Below are 18,690 nucleotides of genomic sequence, written 5' to 3'. Positions count from 1 at the left end.
CGGAGCGACAGTCGATGGCGCGCGTCACCGTAGAAGATTGCATTGATAAGGTCGATAACCGGTTCGACTTGGTTCTGTTGGCGGCACATCGCGCCCGCATGATTTCGTCCGGATCGCAACTCACGGTTGACCGCGACAACGATAAAAATCCTGTCGTGTCGCTGCGCGAGATCGCTGATTCGACAATCTCGCCGGAAGACCTGCGGGAAGAACTGGTTCACTCGCTGCAGAAGTTCGTCGAGGTCGACGAACCCGAGCCCGATACGGTCCCGCTGATCGGTTCGGCCGGCGCCAGCGTCGATGCCGACGATACCGAGGTCGCCGTCGAGCGCATGACCGAGGAAGAACTGCTGAAGGGCCTCGAAGGTCTTGCTCCGCCGGAAGAGCAACCGGAAGAGGACGAATAGCTCGGCCTTATCGCGCCGCGATATCGAAAATCAGATTGATTTACCAAAGGCCCGGGCGTCTCGTCCGGGCCTTTGCCTTTATTGGCGCTTTTGTGGTTATCATGCCCATTCCGTTTAAGGGCACGGATCTTTCCGCACCGGTTGCCTTCGATTTGATCGATGGATCGCCGGTTTCGCGCTACAGTGAGCGCCGTCCCCAAAATCGAGGGTTTCTCGCCTCAACTGAGGTGTTGGCCGTTTGAGGGCGCATAGGTTGTATCGTACAGCGGGAGCGTGTCCGAAACCCGCACCAAGGCAGTGATTCGATGGCGTATTCGCGCCGCACCCCACGGCAGATGCAGGCGGCGACCGATTCGGTCGCGGTGGCGCCCGCGTCGCCTGCGCCGGCGAGAGCAAAGACGATGAGGTCGCCGCGCACCGGGATGATGCGGCAGTACGATCTGGTCGAACGCGTCCGCTCCTATAACCCCGATACCAACGAAGACCTGCTGAACCGCGCCTATGTCTACGCCATGAAGGCGCATGGCACGCAGACCCGCGCCTCCGGCGACCCGTATTTTTCGCATCCGCTCGAAGTCGCCGCCATCCTCACCGACCTCAAGCTCGACGACGCCACCATCGTTGCGGCGCTCCTGCACGACACCATCGAGGACACCGAGGCCACCCGCGCCGAAATCGACCACATCTTCGGGCATGAAATCGGCGCGCTGGTGGAAGGGCTCACCAAGCTGAAACGGCTTGAACTGGTCTCGCGCGAAGCCAAGCAGGCCGAGAACCTGCGCAAGCTGCTGCTGGCGATCGCCGATGACGTCCGCGTGCTGCTGATCAAGCTCGCCGACCGCCTGCACAACATGCGCACGCTGGAATTCGTGCCGCCCGCATCGCGCCGCCGGATCGCCGAGGAGACCCTCGACATCTACGCGCCGCTGGCCGGTCGCATGGGCATGCAGGAAATGCGGGAGGAGCTCGAAGACCTGGCGTTTCATACCCTCGATCCGGAAGCCCATGCGGTGGTGATGCAGCAGCTGGATGCGCTTACCGACCGCAACCGCAACCTGATCGGCGAAATCGAAAGCCAGCTTTCCCGCAATCTTCAGAACAACGGCATGGCCGCGCATGTTTCCGGCCGGCGCAAGAAGCCATTCTCGATCTGGACCAAGATGGAGCGCAAGTCGATCGGCTTCGAGCAGCTGTCCGACATCTTCGGATTCCGCATCGTGCTGGATAGCGTCGAGGCCTGTTATCGCGCGCTCGGCGTCGTGCATACGACCTGGCCGGTGGTGCCGGGCCGGTTCAAGGACTACATCTCGACGCCGAAGCAGAACGATTATCGCTCGATCCACACCACCGTGATCGGCCCCGGCAACCAGCGCGTCGAATTGCAGATCCGCACCGAAGAGATGGACCGGATCGCGGAGTTCGGCATCGCCGCGCACGCCTTCTACAAGGACAATGTCGGCTCTCCGACCGAACGGCTCAAGCGCGAATCCAACGCCTTCGCCTGGCTGCGCCGCACCATCGGAATTCTGTCGGAAAGCGCCAATCCGGAAGAGTTTCTCGAGCACACCAAGCTCGAATTGTTTCATGATCAGGTTTTCTGCTTCACCCCGAAGGGAAAGCTGATCGCGCTGCCGCGCAAGGCCAATGTGATCGATTTCGCCTATGCCGTGCATACCGATGTCGGCAACAGCGCCGTCGGCTGCAAGATCAACGGCAAGTTCGCGCCGCTGTCGTCCGAGCTGCAAAACGGCGATGAAGTGGAGGTGCTGACGTCCAAGGCGCAGGCCGCTCCGCCATCGGCGTGGGAAGCGCTCGCCGTCACCGGCAAGGCGCGGGCCGCGATCCGGCGCGCCACGCGGACCGCCGTGCGCGATCAATATGCCGGTCTCGGCCGGCGCATCGTCGAGCGGCTGTTTATCCGCGCCAAGATCGAATACGCCGACGACAAGCTCAAGGGCGCGCTGCCGCGGTTGGCGCGGTCTTCCATCGAAGACGTGATGGCCTCGGTCGGGCGCGGCGAGATCAAGGCGTCCGACGTCGCGCGCGCGATGTATCCCGACTACAAGGAAGAACGCATCGGCCGCTTTGGCGCGAAAAAGAATCTCGCGACCAAGCTGAAATCGCCGCCCGACGCGGCGCGCAGCACGTCGGCGATTCCGATCCGGGGTATCAATTCCGATCTGCCGGTCAAGTTCGCGCCGAACGGCGGCGCGGTGCCGGGCGATCGCATCGTCGGCATCGTGTCGCCGGGCGAGGGCATCACGATCTATCCGATCCAGTCGCCCGCGCTGAAGGATTTCGAGGAGGAGCCGGAACGCTGGCTCGACGTGCGCTGGGACGTCGACGATACCACGCCGCAGCGCTTTCCGGCCCGGATCAGGGTCGACAATGTCAACGAGCCCGGAAGCCTGGCCCAGATCGCTACCGTGATCGCCGAGCATGACGGCAATATCGACAACATCCACATGAGCCGCCAGTCACCCGACTTCACCGAACTGACCATCGATCTCGAAGTCTATGACCTGAAGCACCTCAGCGCCATTATCGCTCAGTTGCGTGCCAAGGCCGTCGTCGCGCGGGTCGAACGCGTCAATGGTTAGCGCAGAGACCTCATGGTGAAGAAGTGCTGTTGCGCCGTCTCCGGACGATGCGGAGCCTGTCATCGGGCGCGCATTCGCCCGACCCGTTGGCATCGCCTTGAGAACCATGAGGACACCATGCATGTCATCCTTCGGGACGCGGCAAAGATGCCGCTCCTCAGGATGAGACGTTTGCGGTAAGCATCTCTCAAATTCCTGTTAAAATTCCATGTGAGTCCCGCATGTCCGTTCCTCCGCTGCGTCTCGGAGTCAATGTCGATCACGTCGCCACCCTTCGCAACGCCAGGGGAGGCCGCAATCCCGATCCGGTGCGCGCCGCGCTGACGGCAATCGAGGCCGGCGCCGACGGCATTACCGCGCATCTGCGCGAGGACCGCCGCCATATCCGCGACGACGACATGGCGCGGCTGAAGGCCACCATCTCCAAGCCGCTTAATTTCGAAATGGCGGCGACCGCGGACATGCTCGGGATCGCGCTTGCGACCAGGCCCCATGCGGTGTGCCTGGTGCCGGAGCGCCGGGAGGAACTCACCACCGAGGGCGGCCTCGACGTGGTCGGCCAGCATCATGCGCTGAAGCCTTTCATCGCCCGGTTGAACGAGGCGGGCATCCGGGTGTCGCTGTTCATCGCGGCCGACCCGAGTCAGATCGAAATGGCCGCGGAGTTGCATGCGCCGGTGATCGAACTGCACACCGGCGCCTGGTGCGATGCGGCGACGGACGGGCATGAAGCCAAGGCGGAAGCCGAATGGCAGCGTATCGTCAAGGGTGCCGCGCTGGCCCGTTCCAAGGGCCTGGAGGTCCATGCGGGGCACGGGCTCGACTACATCACCGCCGAGAAGATCGCCGGCCTCGCCGAGATCACTGAGCTGAATATCGGCTATTACATGATCGGCGAGGCGCTGTTCGTTGGCCTCGGCGAGACGGTCCGCATGATGCGGGCGGCGATGGACCGGGGGCGCAAATCGATCGGAGACAAGCCGATCGGGGGTAAGTCGATTGAGGGCTTGGGCAAGGCATGATCATCGGCATCGGCTCCGACCTGATCGACATCCGCCGGGTCGCCGCGGTCATCGAGCGCCACGGCGATCGTTTCCTCGACCGGATCTTCACCGATGCCGAGCGCGCCAAGGCCGAACGCCGCGCCAGGAATGAGAAAATGGTGGTGGCGACCTACGCCAAGCGGTTCGCCGCCAAGGAGGCCTGCTCCAAGGCGCTCGGCACCGGCATCCGGCGCGGCGTCTGGTGGCGGGACATGGGGGTGGTGAACCTGCCGAGCGGCCGCCCGACGCTGCAATTGACCGGCGGGGCGCTGGCCCGGCTGGAGGCGCTGACGCCGACCGGCCATGAAGCCCGGATCGACCTTTCCATCACCGACGATTGGCCGCTGGCGCAAGCCTTCGTCATAATTTCGGCAATCGGTCCGGGCAAGCCCTGACCGCCCGCGGGCGCTGCGCCTCTGGCCGGGGATGAAACAAAAATCGTTGATCTATCAAAGGATTATAAAGTTTTGAAGCGGCCGTTGATTGCGCGGTCAACGACAAGGGTCTAAAACGCCCACGAAAGATAGACCACGGCGAGTTCGGGTTTGCGCCGGAATTTGCTTTCACTTCAGAATCGGCGAATTCCTTGACGCGAAGCGGGTGCGATTCGCGTAAGGAAGATGTTCTGCCGCCCTGCGGCAGGCGTGACGGGAATTGGGAAAGCGATGAGCGTGACATCCGGGACAAAATCTGAAAGCGGCTTGGGTGAAACCGTCCGCGTCGTCATTCATGCGCTCCTGATCGCCCTGGTGATCCGCACCTTCCTGTTCCAGCCCTTCAACATTCCCTCCGGATCGATGAAGGCCACGCTGCTGGTCGGCGACTATCTGTTCGTCTCGAAATATTCCTACGGCTATAGCCATTATTCGATCCCGCTGTCGCCGCCGCTGTTTTCGGGGCGCATCTTCGGCTCCGAGCCGAACCGCGGCGATGTTGTCGTGTTCCGGCTGCCGAAGGATGATTCCACCGACTACATCAAGCGCGTGATCGGTCTGCCCGGCGACCACGTCCAGATGAAGGGCGGCCTGCTCTATATCAACGACACGCCGGTCCAGCGCGAGCGGTTGAGCGATTTCATCGGCGAGGACCCCTGCGGCTCCGACGCGACGGCACGGGTGAAGCGCTGGAAGGAAACGCTGCCGAACGGCGTCAGCTATGAGACGCTGGATTGCATCGATAACGGTTATTATGACGACACCAACGTCTATACCGTGCCGCCCGGCAACTTCTTCATGATGGGCGACAACCGTGACAACTCGACCGACAGCCGCGTGCTTTCGGCGGTCGGTTATGTGCCGTTCGAGAACCTGATCGGCCGTGCCCAGATGATCTTCTTCTCCATTGCCGAGGGCGAACACGTCTGGATGTTCTGGCGCTGGCCGGTTGCGGTGCGCTGGAATCGCATATTCTCCTTCGTGCGATGAACGACGACGCGCGGGACATCCTGAGCCCATCTTCCGCTGGCGAAGCAAGCGCTCCGCCCGACGCCGGCGGCGAAGTGGCGGCCGTGAAGAAGAGGCGGGGCAAGGTAAGCGCCAAGGCGGCGACGGCGGCGATCGAGGCGCGCATCGGGCACAAATTCGTCGATCCCGCGCTGCTCGCCACCGCCTTGACCCATGTCTCGGCGCTGAAGTCATCGCGCAAGCGCGGCGACAGTTACCAGCGGCTCGAATTCCTCGGCGATCACGTCCTCGGCCTGGTCGTCTCGGACATGCTGTACCGCGCGTTTCCGAATGCGGACGAAGGCGAATTGTCCAAGCGTCTCGCCGATCTCGTGCGCAAGGAGAGTTGCGCCGACGTGGCGAAATCGCTGGGGCTGCTCGATGAGATCAAGCTCGGCGCGGTAGGCGCCGGGGCGGGGGCGCGGTTGCGCAAATCCGTGCTCGGCGATATCTGCGAAGCCGTGATCGGGGCGGTCTATCTCGACGGCGGCCACACCGCGGCCGCGCAGTTCGTCGAACGCAACTGGACCGAGCGGATGCACAAGCCGCGCCGGCCGCTGCGCGACCCCAAGACGGTGCTGCAGGAATGGGCCCAGGGCAAGGGCCTGCCGACGCCGGTCTATCGCGAGGTCGAGCGCACCGGGCCGCATCACGATCCGCAATTCCGCGTGGCGGTGGATCTGCCGGGCCTGGAGCCGGCCGAAGGCGTCGGCGGCAGCAAGCGCGCCGCCGAAAAGGTCGCGGCCTCGGTGATGATCGCGCGCGAAGGTGTCGGTGGCAATGACGGCTGAGATCCCCAACCATGCGGCGACGGGTCCGACGCGCTGCGGCTTCGTCGCGCTGATCGGCGCCCCCAATGTCGGCAAGTCCACCCTGGTCAACGCGCTGGTCGGCTCCAAGGTCACGATCGTCTCGCGCAAGGTGCAGACCACGCGTGCGCTGATTCGCGGTATCGTGATCGAGGACGGCGCGCAGATCATTCTGGTTGATACGCCCGGAATCTTCACCCCGAAGCGGCGGCTCGACCGCGCGATGGTGTCGACGGCGTGGAGCGGGGCGCATGATGCAGATCTCGTCTGCGTGCTGCTGGACGCCAAGGCCGGGATCGACGACGAGGCCGACGCGATCCTGAGCAAAGCCGAAACCGTCGCGCACAAGAAGATATTGGTGCTCAACAAGATCGATCTGGTGCCGCGCGAAAAGCTGCTGGCGCTGGCCAAGGCCGCCAACGAGCGCCTGCCTTTCGAAGACACCTTCATGATTTCGGCGCTGTCGGGCGACGGCGTCGACGACCTCCGCCGCACGCTTGCCCGCCTGGTGCCGCCGGGGCCGTTTCACTACCCCGAGGACCAGATGTCGGACGCGCCGATGCGGCATCTGGCGGCCGAAATCACCCGCGAAAAAATCTACCGCCATTTGCATCAGGAATTGCCGTATCAGTCCACGGTCGAGACCGACAGCTGGACCGAACGCCCGGATAAATCCGTCCGCATCGAGCAGACGATTTTCGTCGAGCGCGAGAGCCAGCGCAAGATCGTGCTCGGCAAGGGCGGCGCCACCATCAAGTCGATCGGCGCGGAATCGCGCAAGGAGGTGGCCGAGATCCTGGGGCAGCCGGTCCACCTGTTCCTGTTTGTGAAAGTGCGCGAGAACTGGGGCGAAGATCCCGACCGCTATCGCGAAATGGGACTGGAGTTCCCGAAGGAATGATCGGCGTCCCATGAATCTGCCCAGGAACGTGATGTGGTTTGAGGCGCTGCTGTACCTGTCACTGACGCTCGACTCGCTGTCGGTCGCGTTCCAGGACCGGACGCCGAGCGCCGATATGACGGAGGCCATGGTCAACACCGCGACCGTGATGGCGGCCGGCCTGATCCTGCTCCTGGTCTATCTGGTCTGGCTCGCCGCGCAGCGGCGCAAGAATTGGCCGCGCTGGGTGCTGATCGGTTCGCTGGTGCTGTCGGTCTATTCCCTGGTGGAGATCATCGCCGACACCGGCGTTGCGCTCGATAGCTGCATCGAGATCGTCTCCTGCGCGCTGACGGCGGCCGGCCTATATTACTCCTACACCGGCGACGCCAAGGGCTGGTTCAACGGGTGATCGGTTTTTTGTTGTCATTCCGGGGCGATGCAAAGCATCGAAGCCGGAATGACGGTGGTGAGATGGCTGCGCCGACCCCCGGAATCCTGTAAACTCCCGCCTGATGGAATGGACCGACGAAGGCATCGTGCTCGGGGTGCGGCGGCATGGCGAATCCAGCGCCATCGTCGAACTCCTGACGCGCGAGCACGGCCGTCACCTCGGCCTCGTGCGCGGCGGTGCCGGTTCGCGGATGCGTCCGCTGCTGCAGCCCGGCAACAGCGTCAGCGCGGTATGGCGGGCGCGGCTCGACGAGCATCTCGGCACTTACGCGATCGAGGGCACGCGCTTGCGCGCCGCGACGCTGCTGGCGTCGTCCTTTGCCGTCTATGGGGTCACGCACCTGGCCTCGCTGGCGCGGCTGTTGCCGGAGCGCGATCCGCATCAGGATATCTACGACAGGCTCGGCCTTACACTCGATGATTTCGATGATGCCGGCACCGCGGCGCTGCATCTGGTGAGGTTCGAACTTGCGATGTTGGCCGAACTCGGCTTTGGCCTCGATCTGGAAAACTGCGCCGCCACCGGCGCGACCTCCGATCTGATCTATGTTTCGCCGAAATCCGGCGGCGCGGTATCGCGGCAGGCCGGCGATCCCTGGCGCGACCGGCTGTTGCGGCTGCCGCCGTTCCTGCGCCACGGCGACGGCGGCCGGAACGACTGGTCGGATCAGGACCTGCAGGACGGGTTTCGGCTCACGGGCCTGTTTCTGTTGCGCCATGTGCTGGAGCCGCGCGGGCAGGGCCATTCCGACGCCCGCGACGGCTTCATCCACGCAGTGGCCCGGCATCGGGCGAGACCATAGCGTTTTCGCGCGAAGCAGCTTCCGGTTCGCGTGAAGAAAGCACGATAAAACAATGACATAGAGCTACGGTTCTGATTCCGTCAGAATCGAAAAGGTTCAGGCTATCCCATGATGCTGGCCGCGCCTTATTTGGCTGCCCGCCAGGGGAATGGCTGGCCTGCGTTGAGGGCGATTATCTCGTTGATATCGCCTCATTTTGGCCATCTGCAGTTTTTTAAAGCGGCCCCAGCCGGATTGATTTCCGCGCATTTCAAACCGCCGCCGCTCGGGCAGTTCATTGCCCTCTCATGAGCGGCTGTCCCGATCGCTGAAGCGATCTTTCCCCCTTCGTCTAGGAACTTCCAGTAATGCGTACTCTCTTGGCTGCGACGTTAGTGCTTTGCGTATTTGGTTCGAGCGCAGAGGCACGGTCGCACAATCATCATCGCCACTATCATCATCGTTCTCATCGCGCCGGCGGCCATTACGGCTATGCCGGTCGTCCGAGCGCATGGTGCGGCTGGTACATGCGTTCCCAGGTCGGCAGCGATCCTGGCCCGTCCTACAATCTCGCCCGGTCCTGGGCTCATTACGGATCGAATGCCGGCGGGCCGGCTGTCGGCGCCATCGTCGTCTGGCCCCACCATGTGGGCAAGATCGTTGGCCAGGAAAACGGTCAGTGGGTCGTTGAGAGCGGCAATGACGGACACGCTGTTCGCACCCGCCCGCGCTCCTTGGCCGGCGCCATCGCCTTCAGGCGGGCATAGGGGCTTCCAAAGCGCCCGAGTGGCTCCCTCTCTACAATCCAATCGATAGAGCCCTCGACGGCCTCGCCTGCGGCATCGCAAGGCGGGGCCGTTTGCTGTGGCGGGGCAGCGACGGTTGCCGCGCCCGATTCACTTCTTGCCCGATCCGGCGCTAAAGTTTAACCCCTCCACATGGGAAAAAGTCTGATTCCGCCGGAACCGGCTGAGGTTCACGAGGTGATGCTGCGCGATGCGCTCGAGGAGCGCTATCTCGCTTACGCGCTCTCGACCATCATGCACCGGGCGTTGCCGGATGCTCGCGACGGCCTGAAGCCGGTGCATCGCCGCATCCTCTACGGTATGCGGCTGCTGCGGCTAGATCCGGGCACCCCGTTCAAGAAGTCCGCCAAGATCGTCGGCGACGTGATGGGTTCGTTCCATCCGCATGGCGACCAGGCGATCTACGACGCGATGGTCCGCCTCGCGCAGGATTTCGCCTCGCGCTATCCGCTGGTCGACGGCCAGGGCAATTTCGGCAATGTCGACGGCGATAACGCCGCCGCCTATCGCTACACCGAAGCGCGCATGACCGAGGTCGCGCGGCTTCTGCTCGACGGCATCGATGAGGACGGCGTCGAGTTCCGTCCCAATTACGACGGCCAGTCAAAGGAGCCGGTGGTCCTGCCCGGCGGATTTCCGAACCTGCTCGCCAACGGCGCGCAGGGCATCGCGGTCGGCATGGCGACCTCGATCCCGCCGCACAATGTCGCCGAACTTTGCGACGCCGCGCTGCACCTGATCGACAAGCCCGACGCGAAGTCGAAGACGCTGCTGCGCTGGGTCAAGGGGCCGGATTTCCCGACCGGCGGCATCGTCATCGATTCCAAGGAAAGCATCACCGAGGCCTACATGACCGGGCGCGGCTCGTTCCGCGTCCGCGCCAAATGGAACCAGGAAGAGGGGGTTCGCGGCGCCTGGGTTGTCGTGGTCACCGAAATTCCCTGGCTGGTGCAGAAATCGCGGCTGGTCGAAAAGATCGCCGAACTGCTCAACGACAAGAAGCTGCCGCTGGTCGGCGATGTCAGGGATGAATCGGCCGAAGACATCCGCCTCGTCATCGAGCCGAAGTCGCGCACCGTCGATCCTGAATTGATGATGGAGTCGCTGTTCCGGCTGACCGAACTGGAAAGCCGGATTCCGCTGAACCTCAACGTGCTGGTGAAGGGTCGCGTTCCCAAGGTGCTGGGGCTGGCGGAGTGTTTGCGGGAATGGCTCGACCATCTCCGTGACGTGCTGGTGCGCCGCTCCAACTACCGCAAGGCGCAGATCGAGAACCGGCTGGAAGTGCTCGGCGGCTATCTGATCGCCTATCTGAACCTCGACAAGGTGATCAAGATCATCCGCACCGAGGACGAGCCGAAGCCGGCCTTGATCCAGGCGTTCAAGCTGACGGAGATCCAGGCTGACGCCATCCTCAACATGCGGTTGCGCAGTTTGCGCAAGCTCGAGGAAATGGAGATCCGCACCGAGGACAAGAACCTTCGCGGTGAGTTGAAAGGCATCAAGGCCCTGCTTGGCTCAGAGGCCGAGCAATGGTCCAGGGTCGGCGAGCAGGTGCGGAAAGTGCGTGACATCTTCGGCCCGAAGACGCCGCTCGGCAAGCGCCGCACGCAATTTGCGGATGCGCCCGAGCACGATCTCGCCGCCATCGAGGAGGCCTTTGTCGAGCGCGAGCCGGTGACCGTGGTCATTTCCGAGAAGGGCTGGGTGCGCACGCTGAAAGGCCACGTCGCCGATCTCTCCGGCCTGGCGTTCAAGACCGACGACAAGCTCGATCACGCGTTCTTTGCCGAAAGCACCTCAAAACTGCTGCTGTTCGCCACCAATGGCAGGTTCTACTCGCTCGACGTCGCCAAATTGCCGGGCGGCCGCGGTCATGGCGATCCGATCCGGATGTTCATCGACATGGAGCAGGACGCCGCGATCGTGTCGCTGTTTGTCCACAAGGGCGAACGCAAATTCCTGGTCGCCAGCAGCGAAGGCCAGGGCTTTATCGTCAAGGAAGAGGATTGCGTCGGCAACACCCGCAAGGGCAAGCAGGTGCTCAATGTCGAGATGCCGAACGAGGCCCGCGCGCTGACGACCGTGATCGGCGATACCGTTGCCCTTATCGGCGACAACCGCAAGATGCTGCTGTTTCCGCTCGATCAGGTGCCGGAGATGGCGCGTGGCCGCGGCGTCCGCCTGCAGAAGTACAAGGATGGCGGCCTGTCGGACATCACAACCTTCGATTCCAAGCAGGGTTTGACCTGGAAGGATTCCGCCGGCCGCGAATTCAGCGCCACGATCAGGGAACTGGCCGACTGGCGCGGCAACCGCGCCGACGCCGGGCGGCTGCCGCCGAAGGGTTTTCCGAAGTCGAACAAGTTCGGGCGCGCGGTGGAATAGGGCGCATATTCGCCTGGCCGATGGCCATGAGCCGTTCAAGGCATGATCCGTTTCAAGGAATGGATCATCGCCGTGCTCAGGCGCGGCGACACGTCATGGCAGTGTGATAGTATTCGGCTCTAAGCCTGCGCTATAGGCAGGTTGATGCGGTGATGTCACGGACGCAGTTCGAGGCTTCTCCCGCGCCGCTAGACCGCTTAAAGCGCAACGCTCCTTCCGGAGATGACCCCGATGCATTCGCATTCTATCGATCCGTGGACCCATGACCACGTGTTCCTTGGGGCGCGGCACGAACGCAACGAACGCCGGACATGGTTCGTGGTCGCGCTGACCATCGTCATGATGGTCGGCGAGATCGCGGCAGGCACGTTGTTCGGGTCGATGGCGCTGTTGGCCGATGGCTGGCATATGGCCACCCACGCCGCCGCGCTCGGAATCGCGGCGCTCGCCTATCTGTTCGCGCGCCAGCATGCGCGCGATTCCCGCTTCAGCTTCGGTACCGGCAAGTTCGGCGACCTCGCCGCGTTCTCCAGCGCGATCATCCTCGGGCTGATCGCGGTCCAGATCGCCTATGAAAGCGCGATCCGCCTGTTTGATCCGGTCCCGATCGCCTATGGCGAGGCGATCGCGGTGGCGGTGCTCGGTCTCTGCGTCAATCTCGTCAGCGCATGGCTGTTGAGCGACAGCCACGACCATCATCATGGCCATCATCAGGATCATGACCATGACCATGAGGATCATGATGACGGTCACGGCCATTCGCATGGCCACCATCACCACGACAACAACCTTCGCGCGGCCTATATCCACGTGCTGGCCGACGCCGCGACCTCGGTTCTGGCGATCGTGGCGCTGGTGATTGCGATGTATTCGCGCTGGGTCTGGACCGATCCGCTGGTCGGGATCGTCGGCAGTCTCGTGATCGCGAGTTGGGCGTTCGGGCTGGTCCGCGCGTCCGGCGCGGTGCTGCTCGACGTCAGCGCCGACAAGAATCTCGAAACCGTGATCCGGAATCGTCTGGAAGCCAAGGGCGACCGCGTCACCGATCTGCATTTGTGGCAGGTCGGACCCGGCCACCGCGCAGCGGTGATCTCGGTCGTCTCCGACGATCCGCTGCCGCCGGCGACCTACAAGGACCGGCTCAAGGGGCTGCACGGTCTCTGTCACGTGACGGTCGAGGTCGAACTGTGTCCGCACGATGCGCCGGCGCATGTACACTGAGTTCTGCGGTCGGGGTTTTTAAGCGGTCGTCAGGCCGCGAAGCCGGGTGGCGTGACCTATCGAGGCGATGGAATCGTTTCGCCGGTGGTCCGAGCTTCCGAAGGCTGTGACGGTTTCAATTCCGCGGCGCGGCTATGCTAGGTGGCGAAGGCGGCGGTTTCTTCGGGTTCAGCGTGCCCGCGAAATAGGACACGCCGTAAACCAGCAACAGGCCAAGCACATAGACCACATAGGATTGCGGCGGGGTGATCGCCCACTTCATCAAATCCTTGAAACTACGCGGTGGATCGGCTTGGTTTTCCATAGCGTGGTTTTGCGTGAAAAGGACTGCGATTGGAAGGGATAAATCCGTCAGACGGCTCGCGGCCCGGCCGGTTGCTGCCGTACCAAAGCCAGTGCCAGCAAGGCGGCGAGGCTGAGCGCGGAAGATACGATCAGGATGCGGGCGCCCATCGTGTCGATCAGCAATCCGAATGCCAGCGGGGCTACGGCCTGGGCCATCCGCGCCGGCGCGCCGATCAGCCCCAGGCGATAGCCGTAGTTCTCCGGGCCGAAGATCGCCAGCGGCAGCGTGCCGCGCGCAATGGTCAGGATGCCGTTGCCGGCGCCGTGGCAGATCGCGAACACACTTGCCGCGCCGCCGCCGGCCAGCGCCAGGATCGCAGCGCCGATCGGGTGGGTAAGACAGGCGAGCCGCGTCGACACCAGCGGATGATAGCGGCTCAGGAAGCTCGCCTCGGCAATACGGGCGATCACCTGTGCGGGGCCGATCAGCGCACCGGCCGTCACCGCCTGAACGCCGGTCGCTCCCGCGGCCTGAAGGATCCGGGGCAGGTGCGCGGCCATCGCGCCGGTGACGCTCCAGGCTGCGGCAAAGGCGAAAGCCAAGAGGATCATGGTGCGGTCGATGGGAATATACGGCTTGATCGGCTTGTCCGCGGTTGCCTTGGCCGCGGCTTTCACGGCCGGCAGCATCAGCAGGTTGATCGGCAGGCCGATCAACAGGTGCGCGGCCGCCCAGGCAAAGCAGGTGTCGCGCCAGCCGATCTTCTCCAGCCCCAGCGCGGTCAGCGGCCATCCGACCGTACTGGCAAAGCCCGCCAGCAGCGTGATGCCGGTAATCGGACCGCGTGCGGCGGTGCCGTAGATGCGTCCCAGCGCGGCGAAGGCGGCATCGTACAACCCAAGCCCCATGCCGATGCCGAGCAGCAGCCAGGCCGGCAGCAGAAGCGGGATCGACGATGTGAGGCCGAGCAGGACCAGTCCCGCGGCGAATGTCAGATTGGACAACGACAGCACCTGCCGCCCGCCGACCAGATCGATCTGGCGGCCGACGCGCGGGCCGAGCAGGGCCGAAAGCACCAGCGAGGCCGAGAACGCCGCAAAGATCCAGTTCGAGGAAACACCGAGATCATGCGCGATGGGGTCGGCCAGAATGGCCGGCAGATAATAACTCGAGGCCCATGCCAGCGTCTGCGTCGTGCCGAGTCCGAGAATGATGGGGAGTTGGCGTCCGCTCATGGCGACGCCTTTAGTTTTCGTCACGCTATCCGCATCCAGTCTTGCCCCGCTGCCGGGCATTTGCATCTACACGCAATAGTCGTCAACACTTGGCAAAACCTGCCTGACCATATTCGCCGGCGCCGCCAGATCGACTGCATATGTGCCGGTTTCCGGCAGCACCGGTTAGACCCTTCCGCAAACCTCGCGGTCGCGGCGGCGATCGGGTCTGTTCGTGCCCCGCGATCATCAGCAAGCTGGCGAATATCCGGTTTGACAAGCATTATTATATCTATAAATCTAGATATATGGAATCAGGGGATGCCATTCTGGCGCTGGCAGCGCTCGCCCAGCCCACCCGGCTGGACGTGTTTCGATTGCTGGTGAAGCACGAGCCGCAGGGATTGGCGGCGGGCGAAATCGCCAGAACGCTCGCGGTCCCGCAAAACACCATGTCATCGCATTTGGCGATCCTGTCCCGCGCGGGGCTGGTGTCGGCGCAGCGGCTTAGCCGCTCGATTGTCTATCGCGCCGATCTCAAGCGCTTTCAGTCCGTCGTGCTGTTCATGCTCAGGGATTGCTGCGACGGGCGGCCCGAAATCTGCGCGCCGTTGATCGACGACCTCACTTCTTGTTGTCGGCCGAAGCCGAAGAGGAAGGCCCATGTCTGAGCCGGTCTACGATGTTCTCGTCCTGTGCATCGGAAACAGCGTCCGTTCGATCCTGGCGGAATCGATCCTGCGCAAGGACGGCCACGGCGATTTCCGCGCCTTCCCCGCCGACAATTTGCGCCCGGAAGCGGCTTAACCGCCATGAGCCCGTTCGAACGTTATCTTTCGCTATGGGTGGCGCTCTGCATCGTCGCGGGCGTCATGTTGGGACATCTGCTGCCAGGGCTGTTCGCAACCATCGCGGCCGCGGAGATCGCGCAGGTCAATTTGCCGGTGGCCGGGCTGGTCTGGCTGATGATCATCCCGATGCTTCTGAAGATCGATTTCGGAGCGCTCGGCCGGGTGCGCGAGCATTGGCGCGGCGTCGGTGTCACGCTGTTCATCAACTGGGCGGTGAAACCGTTCTCGATGGCGTTGCTGGGTTCGCTGTTCATCGGCCATCTGTTTGCGCCATGGCTGTCGTCGGCCCAGATTCCGTCCTATCTCGCCGGGCTCATCCTGCTGGCGGCGGCGCCCTGTACGGCAATGGTCTTCGTGTGGTCGAACCTGTGCGAGGGCGAACCGCATTACACCCTGAGTCAGGTGGCGCTCAACGACGTCATCATGGTGTTTGCGTTCGCGCCGCTGGTAGGTCTTCTGCTCGGTGTGGCTTCGATCGTCGTGCCCTGGGCGACCCTGTTGATCTCGGTGGTGTTGTATATTGTAGTTCCTGTCATCGTCGCGCAGTTGTGGCGGCGTGCCCTGTTAGCCACAGGCCCAGCGGCGCTACAGCGGACCCAGCAGGTCCTGCAGCCGGTCTCGCTCGTCGCGCTGTTGACGACATTGGTATTGCTGTTCGGATTCCAGGGCGAACAGATCATCGCACAGCCGCTCGTGATCGTGCTGCTGGCCGTTCCTATCCTGATCCAGGTCTATCTCAACGCGGGTCTTGCCTATTGGCTGAGCCGCCGTTTCGGCGTGGCCTGGTGCGTGGCCGCGCCGGTGGCGCTGATCGGCGCCAGCAACTTCTTCGAACTCGCCGTCGCCGCCGCCATCAGCCTGTTCGGCCTCAACTCCGGAGCGGCGCTGGCCACCGTGGTCGGCGTGCTGGTCGAGGTGCCCGTCATGCTCTCGGTGGTCTATCTGGTGAAGGCGTCGCGCGGCTGGTATGAGGCCGGCCCGGCTGTTTCCGCCGACATCAGGAAGGAAGCGCAGGCGTAGGTATCTTTCTCGTTCCGCGATTGCTTTTGTGCGCCGCGCTTCATCGCGGCGCAATCGTGGTTAGTTTTTTGACAATCAGGGAGCCGCCCGAATCGTTCATGACTGTGCCTGCACGATGGCAGCACCGCTTCCCCGATGCCTGCGGTAAGACAGGCAGGGGTTCCAACCAGCTGCATTTGCAAATGAGTTGCAATAAAAGAAAAGATACGCCATCTTTGAAAAATGGATGCACGAACTCCCGGCCCGTCCCCTGACACCGCGGCCAAGGCTGCGGCGGTCCCCCGGCCGGAGGGATCGGGCTGGCGCGCCGAACGGGGCGAGCCGTCGCTGGCCGACATGTTCGCCTCGGTGCGGACGCCGAAGCAGGGCGGGTCGTTCTGGCGTAAACTGCTGGCCTTCCTGGGACCGGGCTATCTGGTCGCCGTCGGCTACATGGATCCCGGCAATTGGGCGACGTCGCTCGCCGGCGGTTCCCGGTTCGGCTACGCGCTGCTGACGGTTGCGCTGCTGTCCAACCTGATGGCGATCGTGCTGCAATCGCTGTGTACGCGGCTCGGCGTCGGTGCGGGACGCGATCTCGCCCAGGCCTGCCGCGACTCCTTTCCGCGCTTTGTGTCGCTGCCGCTGTGGCTGTCGGCGGAAATCGCGATCACCGCGACCGATCTTGCCGAAGTGATCGGCACCGCGATCGGGCTCAATCTGCTGTTTCACATTCCGCTTCAGATCGGCGTGATCATCACCGCCGCCGACGTGTTTCTCATTCTCGCATTGCAGGCGTTCGGCTTTCGCTGGATCGAGGCCTTCGTGGTGGCGATGCTGGGGGTGATCGCGGCCTGTTTCGCCGTGCAGATCGCAATGGCCGATCCCGATTGGGGGGCGGTGCTGCGCGGCTTCGCGCCCTCCACCGAGATCCTGCGTAATCCGCAAATGCTGTATCTGGCGCTCGGCATTCTCGGCGCCACCGTGATGCCGCATAACCTCTATCTGCATTCCGGCCTGGTGCAGACCCGCCGTTACGGCGACAGCGATGGTGAAAAGCGCGAAGCCATCAGGCTTGCGACCATCGATTCCTCGATCGCGCTGTGCCTGGCGCTGGTCATCAACGCCGCGATCCTGATCCTGGCGGCGGCGACCTATCACCGCGCCGGCCAGATCGATGTCGCCGAGCTCGACCAGGCGCATGCGTTCCTGGCGCCGCTGCTCGGCTCGACGCTGGCGCCGACGCTGTTTGCGATCGCGCTGTTGTGCTGCGGGCTGAATTCGACGATCACCGCGACCTTGTCGGGCCAGATCGTGATGGAGGGGTTCCTCAACCTCCGGGTTGCGCCGTGGCTGCGGCGGCTGGTGACGCGGATGATCGCGATCGTGCCGGCGGTGGTGGTCACGGTCTGGGCCGGCGAGAAGGCGACCGGTCAACTGCTGATTTTTAGCCAGGTGGTGCTCAGCCTGCAGCTGCCATTCGCCGTGGTCCCGCTGGTGATGTTCACGGCGAGCCGGGCCAAGATGGGACCGTTCGTGGCGCCGCGCTGGCTGACCGTGCTGGCGACGCTCACCGCGGCAACCATCATCGCGCTGAATGCGAAGCTGGTGTGGGATTATGTCAACGGGTAGGGAAGGGCGAATGGCGCGTAGCGAATTCGCGACTCAATCCTGCGGTTCCGACGCCACGTTGCCGGATGCATCGACGCGCAGCCAGCCGCTCGGCGCCAGCCGCTGCTGCGGCAGGAAGCGGCATTTGTAGTCCATCTTCTTCGAACCCTCGATCCAGTAGCCGAGATAGACGTAAGGCAGTCCCAGCCGCCGCGCCCGGTTGAGGTGGTCGAGGATCATGAAGGTGCCGAGCGAGCGGTTTGTCTCCGCCGGCTCGAAGAACGAATAGACCATCGACAATCCGTCGTTGAGCACGTCGGTCAGCGCGACCGCCAGCAGGTCCGCGCCGCGGCCGGTGATGCCGCTGTCAGCGTTGCGGCGGCGGTATTCGATGATGCGGGTTTCGACATGGCTGTCCTCGACCATCATGGCGTAGTCGAGCACGGTCATGTCGGCCATGCCGCCGTGACGGTGGCGCTGGTCGAGATAGGCGCGGAACACCGAATACTGCTCCGATGTCGGCACCGCGCTGCGTTGTTCGCCGATGATGTCGTCGTTGCGGGAGAGGATTTTGCGGAAGTTGCGCGAGGGCCGGAATTCGTTGGCGATGACGCGAACCGAAACGCAGGCGCGGCACTGGTCGCAGGCCGGCCGGTAGGCGATCGACTGGCTGCGCCGGAATCCGCCATGGGTCAAAAGATCGTTGAGATCGCCGGCCTTTTCGCCGACCAGATGGGTGAACACCTTCCGCTCGTGCCGGCCCGGCAGATAGGGGCAGGGCGAGGGTGCAGTGAGATAGAACTGCGGGGTGTCACGCGAATGCTGGGTCACGGGATATCGTCAGGCTCCAAAGCGGCGAATGCGGGGGTTCAAAAAAATTTCAACCTTGGCGCGAGTC

General features: G+C 63.6%; 20 protein-coding genes. 17 read left to right on the top strand and 3 right to left on the bottom strand.

Annotation, left to right across the window (positions count from 1 at the left end; genetic code table 11):
- Positions 1–14 precede the first annotated feature (14 nt).
- The 13 genes from rpoZ (at position 15) to dmeF (ending at position 12,831) form a co-directional block, all read left to right on the top strand.
- Complete coding sequence (gene rpoZ / locus HB630_RS12855; protein ID WP_024512695.1) at positions 15–407, top strand: DNA-directed RNA polymerase subunit omega; 393 nt, start codon at positions 15–17, stop codon at positions 405–407.
- Positions 408–712: 305 nt separating this feature from the next.
- Complete coding sequence (locus HB630_RS12850; protein ID WP_213772625.1) at positions 713–3,007, top strand: bifunctional (p)ppGpp synthetase/guanosine-3',5'-bis(diphosphate) 3'-pyrophosphohydrolase; 2,295 nt, start codon at positions 713–715, stop codon at positions 3,005–3,007.
- Positions 3,008–3,228: 221 nt separating this feature from the next.
- The gene (locus tag HB630_RS12845; RefSeq protein ID WP_213772624.1) at positions 3,229–4,029 is read left to right on the top strand and encodes a pyridoxine 5'-phosphate synthase; all 801 of its coding nucleotides are present in this window, start codon (positions 3,229–3,231) and stop codon (positions 4,027–4,029) included.
- Positions 4,026–4,445: a holo-ACP synthase gene (gene acpS, locus HB630_RS12840; protein ID WP_213772623.1), complete on the top strand. Its 420-nt coding sequence runs from the start codon at positions 4,026–4,028 to the stop codon at positions 4,443–4,445. The genes HB630_RS12845 and acpS overlap by 4 nt, the downstream gene beginning before the upstream one ends.
- A gap of 270 nt (positions 4,446–4,715) precedes the next feature.
- Entirely contained in the window at positions 4,716–5,474 is a 759-nt protein-coding gene (gene lepB, locus HB630_RS12835) for a signal peptidase I (RefSeq protein WP_213772622.1), read from the top strand.
- Complete coding sequence (gene rnc, locus HB630_RS12830; RefSeq protein WP_213772621.1) at positions 5,471–6,283, top strand: ribonuclease III; 813 nt, start codon at positions 5,471–5,473, stop codon at positions 6,281–6,283. Before lepB ends, rnc begins: the two co-directional genes overlap by 4 nt.
- Positions 6,273–7,202, top strand: a complete 930-nt coding sequence (gene era, locus HB630_RS12825) for a GTPase Era (RefSeq protein WP_213772620.1) — start codon at positions 6,273–6,275, stop codon at positions 7,200–7,202. Before rnc ends, era begins: the two co-directional genes overlap by 11 nt.
- Before the next feature lie 10 nt (positions 7,203–7,212).
- The gene (locus HB630_RS12820; RefSeq protein ID WP_213772619.1) at positions 7,213–7,593 is read left to right on the top strand and encodes a hypothetical protein; all 381 of its coding nucleotides are present in this window, start codon (positions 7,213–7,215) and stop codon (positions 7,591–7,593) included.
- 103 nt (positions 7,594–7,696) lie between these two features.
- Positions 7,697–8,437: a DNA repair protein RecO gene (recO, locus tag HB630_RS12815; RefSeq protein ID WP_213772618.1), complete on the top strand. Its 741-nt coding sequence runs from the start codon at positions 7,697–7,699 to the stop codon at positions 8,435–8,437.
- A 108-nt stretch (positions 8,438–8,545) separates the two neighbouring features.
- Positions 8,546–8,728 carry a hypothetical protein gene (locus HB630_RS12810; protein ID WP_213772617.1) on the top strand — a complete coding sequence of 61 codons (183 nt, stop codon included), beginning with the start codon at positions 8,546–8,548 and terminating at the stop codon, positions 8,726–8,728.
- A gap of 215 nt (positions 8,729–8,943) precedes the next feature.
- On the top strand, positions 8,944–9,183 hold the full coding sequence (locus tag HB630_RS12805; RefSeq protein ID WP_213772616.1) for a hypothetical protein: 240 nt from the start codon (positions 8,944–8,946) through the stop codon (positions 9,181–9,183).
- A gap of 171 nt (positions 9,184–9,354) precedes the next feature.
- Positions 9,355–11,610, top strand: coding sequence for a DNA topoisomerase IV subunit A (parC, locus tag HB630_RS12800; RefSeq protein ID WP_213772615.1), 2,256 nt, complete (start codon positions 9,355–9,357; stop codon positions 11,608–11,610).
- Positions 11,611–11,841: 231 nt separating this feature from the next.
- Positions 11,842–12,831, top strand: coding sequence for a CDF family Co(II)/Ni(II) efflux transporter DmeF (dmeF, locus tag HB630_RS12795; protein WP_213772614.1), 990 nt, complete (start codon positions 11,842–11,844; stop codon positions 12,829–12,831).
- Between the two features lie 115 nt (positions 12,832–12,946).
- Here the strand turns inward: dmeF and HB630_RS12790 are convergent, their stop codons facing one another.
- Complete coding sequence (locus HB630_RS12790) at positions 12,947–13,093, bottom strand: hypothetical protein (RefSeq protein ID WP_346656084.1); 147 nt, start codon at positions 13,091–13,093, stop codon at positions 12,947–12,949.
- Between the two features lie 89 nt (positions 13,094–13,182).
- A complete protein-coding gene (locus HB630_RS12785) occupies positions 13,183–14,352 on the bottom strand; it encodes an MFS transporter (protein WP_213772911.1) in 1,170 nt (389 codons plus the stop codon).
- Between the two features lie 287 nt (positions 14,353–14,639).
- Between HB630_RS12785 and HB630_RS12780 the strand changes: the two genes are divergently transcribed.
- The 4 genes from HB630_RS12780 to HB630_RS12765 all read left to right on the top strand — a co-directional run bounded on the left by HB630_RS12780 (position 14,640) and on the right by HB630_RS12765 (position 17,813).
- Positions 14,640–15,002, top strand: a complete 363-nt coding sequence (locus tag HB630_RS12780; RefSeq protein WP_213772612.1) for a metalloregulator ArsR/SmtB family transcription factor — start codon at positions 14,640–14,642, stop codon at positions 15,000–15,002.
- Positions 14,995–15,138, top strand: coding sequence for a hypothetical protein (locus HB630_RS12775; RefSeq protein ID WP_213772611.1), 144 nt, complete (start codon positions 14,995–14,997; stop codon positions 15,136–15,138). The genes HB630_RS12780 and HB630_RS12775 overlap by 8 nt, the downstream gene beginning before the upstream one ends.
- A 5-nt stretch (positions 15,139–15,143) precedes the next feature.
- Positions 15,144–16,202 carry an ACR3 family arsenite efflux transporter gene (gene arsB / locus HB630_RS12770; RefSeq protein ID WP_213772610.1) on the top strand — a complete coding sequence of 353 codons (1,059 nt, stop codon included), beginning with the start codon at positions 15,144–15,146 and terminating at the stop codon, positions 16,200–16,202.
- 222 nt (positions 16,203–16,424) lie between these two features.
- Positions 16,425–17,813, top strand: a complete 1,389-nt coding sequence (locus HB630_RS12765; protein WP_213772609.1) for an Nramp family divalent metal transporter — start codon at positions 16,425–16,427, stop codon at positions 17,811–17,813.
- Between the two features lie 33 nt (positions 17,814–17,846).
- Here the strand turns inward: HB630_RS12765 and HB630_RS12760 are convergent, their stop codons facing one another.
- Positions 17,847–18,623, bottom strand: coding sequence for an arginyltransferase (locus HB630_RS12760; RefSeq protein WP_213772608.1), 777 nt, complete (start codon positions 18,621–18,623; stop codon positions 17,847–17,849).
- Between the last annotated feature and the right edge of the window lie 67 nt (positions 18,624–18,690).

It is taken from the genome of Bradyrhizobium sp. dw_78 (assembly GCF_018449525.1).
GTDB lineage: Bacteria > Pseudomonadota > Alphaproteobacteria > Rhizobiales > Xanthobacteraceae > Bradyrhizobium.
The sequence above is the reverse complement of the archived record's forward strand: the minus strand, read 5'-3'. Positions and strand labels throughout refer to the sequence as shown.

Excerpts from the sequence above, each read along its gene's own strand:
- era (WP_213772620.1), top strand. The coding sequence starts at position 6,273 with ATGACGGCTGAGATCCCCAACCATGCGGCGACGGGTCCGACGCGCTGC.
- dmeF (WP_213772614.1), top strand. The coding sequence starts at position 11,842 with ATGCATTCGCATTCTATCGATCCGTGGACCCATGACCACGTGTTCCTT.
- acpS (WP_213772623.1), top strand. The coding sequence starts at position 4,026 with ATGATCATCGGCATCGGCTCCGACCTGATCGACATCCGCCGGGTCGCC.
- HB630_RS12850 (WP_213772625.1), top strand. The coding sequence starts at position 713 with ATGGCGTATTCGCGCCGCACCCCACGGCAGATGCAGGCGGCGACCGAT.
- rnc (WP_213772621.1), top strand. The coding sequence starts at position 5,471 with ATGAACGACGACGCGCGGGACATCCTGAGCCCATCTTCCGCTGGCGAA.
- HB630_RS12820 (WP_213772619.1), top strand. The coding sequence starts at position 7,213 with ATGAATCTGCCCAGGAACGTGATGTGGTTTGAGGCGCTGCTGTACCTG.
- HB630_RS12805 (WP_213772616.1), top strand. The coding sequence starts at position 8,944 with ATGCGTTCCCAGGTCGGCAGCGATCCTGGCCCGTCCTACAATCTCGCC.
- recO (WP_213772618.1), top strand. The coding sequence starts at position 7,697 with ATGGAATGGACCGACGAAGGCATCGTGCTCGGGGTGCGGCGGCATGGC.
- HB630_RS12845 (WP_213772624.1), top strand. The coding sequence starts at position 3,229 with ATGTCCGTTCCTCCGCTGCGTCTCGGAGTCAATGTCGATCACGTCGCC.
- arsB (WP_213772610.1), top strand. The coding sequence starts at position 15,144 with ATGAGCCCGTTCGAACGTTATCTTTCGCTATGGGTGGCGCTCTGCATC.
- lepB (WP_213772622.1), top strand. The coding sequence starts at position 4,716 with ATGAGCGTGACATCCGGGACAAAATCTGAAAGCGGCTTGGGTGAAACC.
- parC (WP_213772615.1), top strand. The coding sequence starts at position 9,355 with ATGGGAAAAAGTCTGATTCCGCCGGAACCGGCTGAGGTTCACGAGGTG.
- HB630_RS12790 (WP_346656084.1), bottom strand. The coding sequence starts at position 13,093 with ATGAAGTGGGCGATCACCCCGCCGCAATCCTATGTGGTCTATGTGCTT.
- HB630_RS12810 (WP_213772617.1), top strand. The coding sequence starts at position 8,546 with ATGATGCTGGCCGCGCCTTATTTGGCTGCCCGCCAGGGGAATGGCTGG.
- HB630_RS12785 (WP_213772911.1), bottom strand. The coding sequence starts at position 14,352 with ATGAGCGGACGCCAACTCCCCATCATTCTCGGACTCGGCACGACGCAG.
- rpoZ (WP_024512695.1), top strand. The coding sequence starts at position 15 with ATGGCGCGCGTCACCGTAGAAGATTGCATTGATAAGGTCGATAACCGG.
- HB630_RS12765 (WP_213772609.1), top strand. The coding sequence starts at position 16,425 with ATGGATGCACGAACTCCCGGCCCGTCCCCTGACACCGCGGCCAAGGCT.
- HB630_RS12775 (WP_213772611.1), top strand. The coding sequence starts at position 14,995 with ATGTCTGAGCCGGTCTACGATGTTCTCGTCCTGTGCATCGGAAACAGC.
- HB630_RS12780 (WP_213772612.1), top strand. The coding sequence starts at position 14,640 with ATGGAATCAGGGGATGCCATTCTGGCGCTGGCAGCGCTCGCCCAGCCC.